Source organism: Pseudomonas entomophila, assembly GCF_013523165.1.
Lineage (GTDB): Bacteria > Pseudomonadota > Gammaproteobacteria > Pseudomonadales > Pseudomonadaceae > Aquipseudomonas > Aquipseudomonas entomophila_A.
On sequence record NZ_JAAMQI010000034.1, the window covers coordinates 1 to 12,456 of the forward strand.

Here is a 12,456-nt window from a genome sequence, read left to right on the forward strand (position 1 = left end):
GCCCTGCCCGCCCAGCAGGACCAGCGCCCACGAGTGGTCTACCTCGCCGCCTGCGTCTCCCGCGTCATGGGCCCGGCCGCCGGCGACCGCGAGCAGACCTCCCTGCTGGACAAGACCCGCGCCCTGCTGGAAAAAGCCGGCTACCAGGTCGTCTTCCCGGACAACGCCGACAGCCTCTGCTGCGGCCAGCCCTTCGCCTCCAAGGGCTATGCCGAGCAAGCCGAGTTCAAGCGCCAGGAACTGATCAACGCCCTGCTCCAGGCCAGCCGCGGCGGGATCGACCCGATCTACTGCGACACCAGCCCCTGCACCCTGCGCCTGGTCCAGGACCTGGCCGACACCCGCCTGGAACTGCACGACCCGGTGCGCTTCATCCGCACCTACCTGCTCGACAAGCTCGAGTTCACCCCCCAGGACGAACCCGTCGCCGTGCACGTGACCTGCAGCACCCAGCACCTGGGCGAAAGCCAGGCCCTGATCGATCTGGCCCGACGCTGCAGCAACCAAGTGGTCATCCCCGAAGGCATCCACTGCTGCGGGTTCGCCGGCGACAAGGGCTTCACCACGCCCGAGCTGAACGCCCACGCCCTGCGCAGCCTCAAGGACGCGGTGCAGTATTGCGGCGAAGGCATCTCCACCAGCCGTACCTGCGAGATCGGTTTGTCCGACCACAGCGGCATCGACTACCACGGCCTGGTCTACCTGGTGGACCGCGTCACCCGCCCGCTGAACAAGACGGCGTCCATGCCGGAACCCGCCTGATAGCCTGACGCCACCTGCGCCGACGGGCCTGGCCGCTTTCGATATCGATTCGAAATGTTGCCAAGTCCCGTCAGCCGGGCCGTTTGCGGGAGATCGCGACACGGCGCCGATTGAACCCTGCGTGAGCGCGCACAGTCCATGGAACAGGCCCATCTGTGAGAGGCCATTTGTCCAAGGAGACATCTATGAAAGGTACCGCGCTTTCGGCCCTGTTCGCAGCCGCCACCCTGCTGGCCTCTCCGGCGTTCGCCGCCGATGACCTGTGCGTCATCAACCTGCAAAAGATCAACAACATGCAGGCGACCAACACCGCCGCCAACGTCGGCACCGTGGAAACCGGTGGCCCAGCCGCCGACATCGACGAGCAGGTCAAGCAGGCCAAGGACGCCCAGGCCGCCGGCGACACCGAGAAATGCATCGCGATCACCAGCAAGGTCGTGACCGACCTCGAGAACCTCGAGAAGAGCAGCAACGGCCGCTAAGCCGCGCCGGCAGGCGGCCAGACCAGGAGTCGACGCCGCCCGCCAGATGCGGTATAGTCCGTTTCACGTACCGCGAGGTACGGCAACCTGAGCTTGACCCTGGGGCCGATTAGGATTCGACGCCGGTAGTGAAACTTTAGGTGCATGCCGAGTTGGTAACAGAACTCGTAAATCCACTGTTGCAACTTCTATAGTTGCCAATGACGAAACCTACGGGGAATACGCTCTCGCTGCGTAAGCAGCCGAGCCCTCCCTTCTGGTAGCTTCGGCTCCAGCAATCACTAGGGGATGCCTGTAAACCCGACCTGATTGTCATACAGAACAGGATCGCCGCGTAGTACGTTGTGGACGAAGTGGCTAAAACTTACACAACTCGCCCAAAGCACCCTGCCCGTCGGGCGGCTGCGGGTTAACTGAATAGACACGGCTAAGCATGTAGGACCGACAGCGGAGCACTGGCGGACGGGGGTTCAAATCCCCCCGGCTCCACCAAATCCGAAAAGAGAAGACGCCTCCGGGCGTCTTTTTTTTGCGTATGCGTTTCCAAAGAACTTTAGAAAATTTATTAACAATTAGAGTGAATATTAACTATCTAGTTTTAAGCTGGTTTTTTGCTAAACTAGCGCCATATAAAAACATTCTAAAACCATTATTGCAACATCTGCCACACAGCGTTAGCTAACAGGTGGATCATTTACCATAAACCCTACTCTAAAAATTGAAATCAAGCGAAAGCAAAAGACTTTATTAAATCAATAAATTTGCGAAGAATGCAATTTCAGATAGCCCAACAAGTAATATTATAAATGAAAACTATCAAATAGATTTCAATAAATTCGGCACCTAGCAGTGACACAACAGTACAAATTTATAATTTGTGTCACTATTATCATTAATAAAATAGCAGCTATTGCATTTGACTTCAGGCCATCACCAGAATTTCTTCCTGCTTAATTATTGACTTATGCATTTTAGCGTTGCGCAAAGCCTCCCTAAGCATCATATCAACAGCCTTACCAATTGCTCTAGCTAAGTATGGGGGAACTGCATTTCCTACTTGCGTGTAGCGAGGGCACTCTTTAACACGCTGACTTCCACCGGTAGTAAATTTTCCACGAAATTGAAACCAATCTGGGAAAGACTGCAGTCGAGCCGATTCACGCACAGTCAGTATCCTAGGTTCACTATAATGCAGGATATCGTCTGGTAGCGTTGTTATAGTCGGGGCTGGGCTATCAGCTTTCATCAAGCAAATACGATGCTTTTTTAGTCCATACTTTTGTCGCTGGCCTAAGGTCATTAAAATACCCGCGCCACATTCTGGATCTTGGATAATTCTTTTAAAGCGATCTTTAACTTCCGGCTTATGATTAGCCAAACGAACGCTATCCATAGAGCCACTGCACTCTGCATGCATAATATTCTGATAAGTAGTCCGAGGCCCCAAATAGGAGATATCTCGAAATCCTCTAGGAGAGTAAGCATCTGTACATGGCTCAGTTCCGCCGTACCCCACTTCCAAATCAGAAATTGCTTCAGATGCACTGACTACAGTAGATAAACCCATATCATTCAACTGTTGTAACCTTGCGACCTCTAGCAGCTCAAAGGTCCTAGCAACCCCTCCAGCTATGTGATGCGAAATATCTTTACGAATACCTATTACAATTAATCTGGGCCGCTTTTGTGGAACACCGAATGCAGCACAATCTATGATCCGGCCAAGAACCTGATAACCTATCTGGTCTAGGCTTTCAACAAGCTTATCATAATAAGACTGGGAGTTAGTGCGCATACCGAGTTGCTTCCAGCTTTTAGCTGCATGAGCCACTTTCATGCCAGGCACGTTTTCTAAAACGAGAGCAATAGGCCGTATGGTATTAACCATCTGGACATACTTTTCAAAAAGCCGGTTACGCGGATCAGACTCGAGCCGTTTCCCTGCAAAGCTGAACCCTTGACAGGGAGGGCCGCCTGCTAGTACGTCAACTTTGCCCCTCAGTTCTGCAAGCTCTTCCGAGTGCTGATCAAAGATCTCGTCAATACTCCATGCTTTTTTTTCAAGCCAGGAAGGCCAAGCAAATTGCTCTACAGGTACCCCACGACACTCAATCAAATTTGCGGAAAGCGTGGAGAATGCCATTTTATCGTGCTCGACCGCGAACACGCCGCTGAGTCCGGCAAGAGACAGACCAAGCGAAAGCCCACCACAGCCTGCGAATAAATCCGCGAACATCAGGGGTCGGCTCTCATCAAGCGTCAAGGAAAAATCGATGTCTTTCATGGGCTCCAGCCCGATTAAGGCCGTGTTTTTAATGGGGGGCGTCCTGTCAAGTGGGCAGATGGTGTGGTTCATGACTCGTTCGGGGGGAGGAATGCGGCTCACGACAGGTGCTACGTCATCATTTTTCTAGACGCAGCTCGGCAATTTCAGCTGTAATAATGATGGATATCGAATTCGCCTGCAAGGTGCAAGCCTCACCTGAGCTTTGATTGCCGATCGTTGGTAAGTACACCGGCGTCTAGAGGGAGCGCTTGACGGCCTTTACTAAAAACACAGCCCACTACCAGTAGAATAATATAACTTGCCTTCAGCAAACTATAGGCACTATCGACACAAAAACCAACAAATGAGAAAAAGATGACAGCCAGAGAAAAATTCAAGATCAGCTCACATCTAAAAGATATTATTGGCCGAGATCTCGTCACAAATGAATTCGTAGCAATATTTGAATTAGTAAAAAATTCTTTTGATGCCAAGGCAACTCGTGTAGATATTGAGTTTTACCCCGCAGAGGATTCAATAACAATCATCGACAATGGCCAAGGTATGTCATCTGATGACATTCGCAAAAAATGGCTGTTTGTTGCATACTCTGAAAAAGCTCTATTCGACATCAATACATATCGGGACAAGATAAAGCCTGCTGGGCAATTCGCTGGAAATAAGGGTATAGGGCGATTCGCATGCGATACGCTTGGCGAGCAACTTGAACTATATAGCCTAACCGAAGACGATATTAAGATATCAAAACTAGATATTGACTGGACTAAGTTCGAAAAGAACAGCAAAGAAGAATTTGCTGATGTATCTGTCACATTAAGTAAATGCTCTAAATTCCCTCGTATTCTTAACGCAACCGCGCCCAACCCGCATGGTACTGTTTTAGTAATAAAAAACACCAGACATAAATGGGATGCTGATCGAATAGGTCGACTTCGTAGAGATCTCGCTAAACTGATTGACCCTTTTGGGACTTCTCGTAGTGTGGAAGTGTTTACGTGGTTGATCGATGGCACAACTGAGAGAATACAAGGAGTCGATGGCCCGGTGGGCAATCATATAGCTGAACTGCTACAAGAAAAGACTAGTCGCATACAGGTTATAATAGAAAACAGCACAATCAAGTCTACATTATTTGATCGAGGAAGAAAAATATATAGCATTAAAGAATCTTCTCCTTACCCTGAACTCAGGGACGCAATAGTAAAAGGCGAGGTATATTTCTTAAATAGGTCAGCAAAAAAGACCTTTACGATGCGAATGGGCGTTCGACCGATTGAATTCGGAAGTATTTTTTTGTTCCTCAATAATTTCAGGATATTTCCAATTGGTGAAGAGTTTGATGACACTTTGGGACTTAATCGCCGTAAACAGCAAGGTCAATCACGCTATCTTGGCACCCGAGATGTCATTGGGCGAATAGATGTTTCTGCGTACCCTAAGATGTTTAGAGAGGTCTCGAGCAGAGATGCTGGACTTGTCGAAGATGCGCATAGCAGAGCTTTATATGAAGCAATTCTTAAACACATGGTATTTCGCCTAGAGCGATACGTAGTAGGTGTGAACTGGAAAGACAAACAAGATCAGGATAGAGATACTTCAGACGGGTTAGAAACAGATAAAGCCCGAGAAAGGGTACTTTCGATAGTTGGAGGGCTGGCCCGATCAAAAGATGTACAAATATTATATTACGACAAAAATCTGGTTAGGGTATCCGACGATCCTGATCAGATCACAGACAGTGCACTCAAGGCTATGTTCGAGGTCGCTCAAAGCCAAGGCGACGCTTCGCTGGTTAAACAAATAGAGGAAGCAAAACAAAGAATAAGCGAGCTTCGAAACTCAAGAGAAGAAGCACAACAGCTTGCTCAACAAGCAATTGCAGACCGTCATAGGGCTGACGAACACATTGCCCGACTTGAAAAACAAGCAGCTTTTCTAGGAAGCAGCAAAGACGTCGATGTTGAACGGGTTCAACTATTGATGCACCAAGCAACCATTCATTTAGGTCATGTACGCTCTGCGATATTCAATTCCTCACACGAAGTAACCAATATACTTACTACTGCTGAAGCCGCCGGCAGCGAAGATAACGACCTAGACGAAATTGAAGATTTAATTGCTTCAATTCGCCAATCGGCTAGACGGGGCGCTTCCTCAATTGCTCGTGCCAACCTTTCCGCTGAACGCCTAGGCACAGTTTTATCTTTTGCAAGAAATATTAGAATGGACTTACAAACGGACAAAATCCATGGAGATCTACTTCAGTTCCTTCAAGAATATTTCGACGTTATAATCTCTAAAGTATCCGATTTGCCAAATGCCGTATTTGATACTAATACACTTAGCCTAATTCGTGACTTTTCACCTGTTGATATAGCCGTACTCGTTGATAATCTATTAGATAATTCTCGAAAAGCAAAAGCAAAAAATGTAATATTTAAAGCCGCAAGAAAGTCTACTAATTCAATAGTAATCCGTGTAACAGATGATGGACTCGGCATAGACGAGCGCAGAGTTGATGCTTCTAAAATATTTGAAAGAGGATATACCGGTTCAGCTACTGGCACTGGCTTAGGACTATATAGCGTTTCGCAAATATTGGCCCACATGGGGGGCTCTATCCAACTCATTGGCGATGGAAGCCGAGCCGACTTTGATATTATCATCCCAGGAGAAAAGCAATGAATTTGGATTTTGGCATTCTATGGATAGAAGACTCTTTCAGCCTCGAAGAGAAGGAGAACCTCAAACGCAGGGTAAAAGAGGCGGGCTTTATTGCGCGAATTAGAACAATACCTAACAGCCAAGGAATTGACGATCTAGCCTATTCTCACAGCTTATACCATGATTACGACATAATCCTTTTAGACTACCGCTTGGAGGACTCAGAAAACGGGGCCGATATTGCCCCTAGAATACGAGAGTTGTTTCCATCTACAACCATCTTATTTTATTCGGGGAGCCTAGACGAAGCCGAGCTACGGAGGCTCATGGCCGACAAAGTCGTTGAAGGTGTATATTGCAGCGCAAGGCGAAGATTTATTGAACGGACAGGCTCACTAATCGACCAGACCGCCAGATCTCTCGACAGACTTTCTGGCATGCGAGGTCTAGCTATGAGAGTTGTAGCTGAATGTGATGCTATCATGAAGGAAGCTGTTCTTGCAATATCTGAGAAAGACCCGGATGGAGAAAACAGCCTTAGGTCACTAGATGAAGAAGTTATTAAATACTTGAATAGCTCAATATCAAAATATCAGGAATCCCAAGCACATGACTTATCAGCTCGATTAGATACACGCGCAGTTGATAGTGCGAAATTATTTGGCCATTTCAGACGATCAATTAAAGCGGTAACAAAAAGCCCAAATGATTTTGGCATTAGAGATACTGATTTAGATCGACTTCGTGAGCTAAGAGCCTTAACGTCTCGCTATGCTGAAGAGGTGCTAGCTAAACGTAATATTCTTGGGCATGTTGTAGAAATACAAAGCGCCCAAGGATGGACCCTTTCCGGGCGGGACGATATCAGTGCAAGCGATTTTCCTGATATACGCCGCTCGTTTGCACTGTACATTGATGCCATCAGAGGCATAAATGAAATCGTCACCAGACCACATAAATGATTTGAAAAATCATAACTTAAAAACCTCAAAAACCCTAACTTCTCTTAGTCAAGCGAGATCTTTCTAGGGTGGTTTTCGCAAGTAACGCTCATATCCTGATCTAGGCTTTCAGAATCGAAAATGACCAGAAGCATCACATGAGAACAGGCCGACTTGCTGCCCCGATTGAGCTAAGCGACCAAGAACACATCGAGCTGCTCCGCCGCTCCCGACAGCGCAAAGGCCCTGCTAAATTGCGCATTCGGGCCGAAATCATCTTGGCGTGCGCACGTGGAGAGTCAGGTACCTCGATCGCCCACAGGCTCGGAATTGGCGTACATACGGTCTCGCGTTGGCAGGTGCGATTCAGCCGTCTGCGACTCGATGGTTTAAATGATGAACATCATTCAGGCCGGCCTCGCAGCATTACCGATGAACAAGTACAGGCCGTGGTCAATCAGGCACTGTAATTCAAACCCGAAGATGTCAGTCACTGGAGCACTCGTTCGATGAGTCAGGCAATCGGGATCTCCTGCTAACGTCATGCCGATATGGCATGACTTCGGCCTCGAGCCTTACCTGGAGAAGACTTCAAGCTTTCGACCGATCCGCTGTTCGTCGACAAGGTCCACGACATTGTTGGGCTCTATCTCAACCCGCCCGACAAGGCTCTAGTGCTCTTTATCGACGAGAAAAGCCAGATCCAGGCGCTGAACCGTACCTAGCCAGGCTTACCTCTTGCCTCGGGCAAACCTGTCACCCGCACCCACGATTACAAGCGTCACGGAACCACATCGTCGTTCGCTGCGCTGGATATCCCTACTAGGGAAGTCATTGGAAGATTAAAGCACCGCCATCGAAGCACTGAGTTTCTCGCGTTCCTCAAAGAGGTGGACGCCAATGTACCAGAGGACATGCCTGTTCATCTGGTAATGGACAACTACGCGACACACAAGACCGATAAGGTAAAAGTGTGGTTGGCAGCGCATCCGCGCTACCAGATGCACTTCACGCCTACCTCGGCATCTTGGTTGAATCTGATTGAGCGCTTTTTCTCGACGCTGAGTGAAAAATGGATCAAGCGCCAGGCACATACCAGCGTAAAGGATCTGGAGGAGTCTATTGAGTACTACCTATCCACTCACAACGCCAACCTTCGACCCGTTCGCTGGCGTCGCAAGGCCGATGACATCTTGGCAAGCGTTGGCCGTGCAGCCGGCGTTAGGCCGAAAAATACGATTGTTATTTGCGAAACACCATATTATAACGAGTTGGCCAAGAGCTTTGTAGCCATGGTCACTTTGGCCCGCAGTCTACGTCGCATGCGACAATACTTTTGGCACAAGACTAGCATTACACAGTCCCAGCTCAAGTTTTCGTTATTTTTCTGCAGGTGTTTACTGACGCCCTATTATATGAGTCTTTTGGGCGGGCCGCTAATTTTATATTGATAGAGGATTATGTGAAAAATGAACCAGTCGATTACCAACGTTGCTACCGTATCCATAGCGGTAATTGCCTTGATGTTTTCGGCAAGCCAGCTCTATCTGCAACGTGTGCAAAACCATGTGTCAGTCGAGCCAAGGCTCAATGCGTACTACACCAATGAGGCCAAACTAGATGATGAAGGAGTGCATATAATAAATAATGGTCTTGGGCCGGCTTATGTAGAAAGCCTAGATGTGCTGGTAGACGGTAAAAAAGTCGAAGGCTCCAGGAAGTTCTTCGAGGCGGCTAGGTTGTTAGGACTTGATATTCTATGCTTGTCCACAGGAGATCCTCGCCCCAACGACAGCTTCAAAACAGGTGAGGAGATACTGCTGCTTGGGGTGCCTAAATCCAAGGATGCTCTCAAGTGTGCGAAGACAAGGCTTGATCTCCTACTGTTAAAATCGGGCAGTTTGGAATTTTTATTAACCGTCAAGTCCATATATGGCGACAGGTTCACGTATCAGTACTCGAAAAACGAACAAATAAGCTATTGAACCAGCCATTCGAAGGTTTCCAAGTGAGCAATGCATACATAATCCTAGGCTTTTTAATTAAAATGCTTGCGCGACAATCAGCTTGCGTTGAGAACAGGCTGGGAATGCGAACTCAGCTTACCAAACCTGGCATATCAAAAGGCATTTAGGGATCCTCCGATCAAGTTTCCAAGCGCCCACCAACCTGTGCTGAAATAGCCTTCGCCCAGCCACTGCGACAGACCGCCATGAGCCAGATGAGCTTTTCCGATTTCGAATACGCCAGCAAACGCAAGCAGACCCACCACGAGCGATTTCTGGCCGAGATGGATCAGGTCGTGCCCTGGGCAGGGCTGGTGGCGCTGATCGAGCCGCATTACCCAAAGGCGGGCGGCGGGCGCAAGCCGTATCCACTGGAAACCATGCTGCGTATTCACCTGTTGCAGAATTGGTTTTCGCTCAGCGACCCGGCTATGGAAGAAGCACTGTACGAGATCACGCCGATGCGTCAGTTCGCGCGCCTGACCTTGAGCGCGCCGATCCCCGAAGACACCACAATCATGAAGTTCCCGCACCTGCTGGAGAAGCACCGACTGGCAGCCGGGATTCTGCAGGTCATCAACGGCTACCTGCAGCTGCGCCAGGGCACCATAATCCATGCACCGAGTTCGACGAAGAACAAGGACGGCAAGCGCGCCCCTGACATGCACCAGACGAAGAAGGGCAATCAAAACTTCTTTGGCATGAAGGCGCACATCGACGCCGACGTGGAATCGGGCCTGATGCACCACGTTCACGGCACCCGCCGCCAACGTCGCGGACGTTACCCAGATGGCCGAACTGCTGCACGGCGAGGAGAACGCGGTCTACGCCGATGCCGGTTATACCGGGGTCGAGAAACGGGAGGAACATGCCGGGCGTGAGGTGATCTGGCAGATTGCAGCGCGACGCAGCACGTATTCGACCCTGCCCAAACGCAGCCTGATCTACAAGGGCAAGCGGCACATTGAACACACTAAGGCGCAGACCCGGGCAAAGGTCGAACACCCATTTCGGGTCATCAAGCGCCAGTTCGGTTATCTGAAAACCCGGTTCCGTGGGCTGGTGAAGAACACGGCGCAGCTGACGACCCTATTTGCCTTGTCCAACCTGTGGATGGCTCGAAAACAGGTGATGGGTATGGGCGAGTTACGCGTGTAGAAAGGTAAAACGGACTGAAAGGCCCCGCTTGACCCTGCGCATGGATACCAACGACTAAAAACGGGACGGTATTTCGGTAGTTTTGCGTCCTTCAAACCTTTTTGACGAAGTTGATCGGAGCTTCCTTAACTGTCCCACTTCAGCGATCGCCGACCTTCCACCGGCAATAGTTTCGCACCGGAACAACTGAAGCTCGCGCTGAGGTCACACAGCCAATCGAAGGCAGTCTCCGAGATGCAGGCGCAATCCAGGCTTCCCGACGGTACGGGCGCAATCGTGAGAGTGGCGTATTCTCGAACGATGTTCATGCTTAACCCTGCTGCTCTGCGCTTGCATCAATCATATAGGACTCATGAAATATCGATCTGATACCTGAACCCCTCGGCCGCCGCCCGGGAAATTCGGTATTCGAGCGGAGAGCGGTCATAGCCGAGGGCGGTGCGCTCGATGGTGACGACCGGGGCGCCTTCCTGGATCGAAAGGATTTTAGCGATACCTCGGTCGGCTTGCTCCACAGTGAGGGTCTCGGTCGCCGAGCCGATACATTGGCCGCACTGGGTTTCATAAAACGGGTAAAGCAACGTACCGAAGCTTTCGGAATCGATGTCCAGCAATACACCAAACCGTGTGACGGGGAGCCAGATATCCTCATGGAACAGTGTGCGGCTTTCGACCATCCGCAGCCGCTCCAGATGCACGACGTCTTCGCCATCCTCCAGTTTCAGTGCTGTTGCCACCGACGGCGAGGGTTTTTGCCGGCCCTTTGCCAGGATGCGGCTGCTCGGTATTTCGCGCCCACCCGCCGCATTCACTTGCCTGAAGAATCGCACCAGTGAGGCATCGAAGTTGGGGCGGCGCACGTAGGTGCCACGGCCTTGGCTGCGCAGGAGTAGGCCTTCATTGACCAGCGTATCCACGGCCTTTCGTACCGTGCCGATGGCCACACCATAGTGTTTGGTGAGCTCGGCCTCCGTAGGGATGGGCGAGCCTGGCACCCATTCACCGGAGCCGATCTTGGCAAGCATTTCTTCTCGCAGGCGCTGATAGAGCGGCAAGCGCTCGTCGTATCCGAGGGTAGTGAGGGCGTGCATTTTTTCGATTCCTTTTCGGCAGGCTGGGCCACTTTATCACCTGCGCAAGGTTTGACAGGTATCCATGCCTGAATATATGGTGATCTAGTCATATATATGAATTTGTGACGTCTTTACGCATGCTGACGATGGCGGATCGGGCCAAGGAACCTCGTTTTTCATGGGCGTCAGGTGATTTGTCATAACAACAAAACGATTGGGGTTATCTGATCATGGTCAGCCTTCAACCGCCTGCCTTCACGGGTGTGGACACGCATGCCCACGTCTTTCGCCAGGACCTGCCGATGGTTGCCAACCGTCGCTACAGCCCGCATTACGACGCGTTGGTCGAGCAATACCTGGAGCATCTGGATCGCCACGGTTTTTCACATGGCGTGCTGATTCAGCCGAGCTTTCTGGGTACCGACAATCACTTCATGCTCGACGCATTGCGCCGTTATCCGCAGCGCTTGCGCGGGGTGGCGGTGGTGGATGTCGACGTCAGCGAAGCCCAGTTGGACGAACTGGCCGAAGCGGGTGTGGTCGGCATCCGTTTGAACCTCATTGGCAAGGCGCTGGCGGACTACAGCGGTCCAGCCTGGACCACTTTGTTCCAGCGGTTGGCGCTGCGGGGATGGCAAGTGGAAATTCAGCGCGGCATCGATGACCTGGCACTGGTCGTACCGGCCATCAGGAGCTGCGGTGTGACCGTGGTCATCGATCATTTCGGCCTGCCGACGGGCGGCATCGATGCCGAAAACCCCAACCATCAGGCGTTTCTTGGGTTGCTGAGCGATGACGGGGTATGGCTCAAGCTGTCCGCCGCGTACCGCAGTCGATCCGATCTTACCCAGGCCACGCATGGACTGGCGCTGTTGCGCGAGGCGAGTGGCGGTCTCCAGCGACTCGTCTGGGGCAGCGATTGGCCCAACACTCAGCATGAAGACCAGACGGACTACGCCCGGCAAGTGGCTTTCCTCGAAGGCTTGCTGCCGGACGTGGCCGAGCGGGCGCATGTGCTCAAGGACAATCCAGCGAAGCTGTTTGGCTTCGCCATGTGCGGCTAAACGATCAATAACAACAATA

The 12,456-nt window shown here is 50.9% G+C and carries 8 protein-coding genes, 1 other RNA gene and 2 pseudogenes; 9 read left to right on the plus strand and 2 right to left on the minus strand.

Annotated features, from left to right (window positions below; all coding sequences use genetic code 11):
• From G7Z99_RS18575 to ssrA, 3 genes are all read left to right on the plus strand, one after another.
• The coding region (locus G7Z99_RS18575; protein WP_181096412.1) for a (Fe-S)-binding protein at positions 1-762 on the plus strand (762 nt) is incomplete at its 5' end.
• Between the two features lie 185 nt (positions 763-947).
• Complete coding sequence (locus G7Z99_RS18580; protein ID WP_181096414.1) at positions 948-1,244, plus strand: hypothetical protein; 297 nt, start codon at positions 948-950, stop codon at positions 1,242-1,244.
• 101 nt (positions 1,245-1,345) lie between these two features.
• Positions 1,346-1,736, plus strand: a transfer-messenger RNA (tmRNA) gene (gene ssrA / locus G7Z99_RS18585).
• 430 nt (positions 1,737-2,166) lie between these two features.
• On the opposite strand, the gene G7Z99_RS18590 is transcribed toward ssrA, so the two are convergent.
• Entirely contained in the window at positions 2,167-3,528 is a 1,362-nt protein-coding gene (locus G7Z99_RS18590) for a DNA cytosine methyltransferase (RefSeq protein WP_258197083.1), read from the minus strand.
• A 357-nt stretch (positions 3,529-3,885) separates the two neighbouring features.
• On the opposite strand from G7Z99_RS18590, the gene G7Z99_RS18595 reads away from it, so the two are divergent.
• The 5 genes and pseudogenes from G7Z99_RS18595 (at position 3,886) to G7Z99_RS18620 (ending at position 10,300) form a co-directional block, all read left to right on the plus strand.
• Complete coding sequence (locus tag G7Z99_RS18595) at positions 3,886-6,216, plus strand: ATP-binding protein (protein ID WP_181096418.1); 2,331 nt, start codon at positions 3,886-3,888, stop codon at positions 6,214-6,216.
• Positions 6,213-7,157: a response regulator gene (locus G7Z99_RS18600; protein WP_181096420.1), complete on the plus strand. Its 945-nt coding sequence runs from the start codon at positions 6,213-6,215 to the stop codon at positions 7,155-7,157. Before G7Z99_RS18595 ends, G7Z99_RS18600 begins: the two co-directional genes overlap by 4 nt.
• A 137-nt stretch (positions 7,158-7,294) precedes the next feature.
• A pseudogene (locus G7Z99_RS18605) lies at positions 7,295-8,353 on the plus strand (IS630 family transposase); the annotation flags it as partial.
• Between the two features lie 252 nt (positions 8,354-8,605).
• The gene (locus G7Z99_RS18615; RefSeq protein ID WP_181096422.1) at positions 8,606-9,121 is read left to right on the plus strand and encodes a hypothetical protein; all 516 of its coding nucleotides are present in this window, start codon (positions 8,606-8,608) and stop codon (positions 9,119-9,121) included.
• Positions 9,122-9,348: 227 nt separating this feature from the next.
• Positions 9,349-10,300 (plus strand): annotated as a pseudogene (locus tag G7Z99_RS18620) (IS5 family transposase).
• A gap of 350 nt (positions 10,301-10,650) precedes the next feature.
• Here G7Z99_RS18620 and G7Z99_RS18625 read toward each other — a convergent pair.
• The gene (locus G7Z99_RS18625) at positions 10,651-11,391 is read right to left on the minus strand and encodes a GntR family transcriptional regulator (protein WP_181096424.1); all 741 of its coding nucleotides are present in this window, start codon (positions 11,389-11,391) and stop codon (positions 10,651-10,653) included.
• Positions 11,392-11,603: 212 nt separating this feature from the next.
• On the opposite strand from G7Z99_RS18625, the gene G7Z99_RS18630 reads away from it, so the two are divergent.
• Positions 11,604-12,437 (plus strand): amidohydrolase family protein, encoded by an 834-nt coding sequence (locus tag G7Z99_RS18630; protein WP_181096426.1) that lies wholly within the window; start codon positions 11,604-11,606, stop codon positions 12,435-12,437.
• The last annotated feature ends 19 nt before the right edge of the window (positions 12,438-12,456 follow it).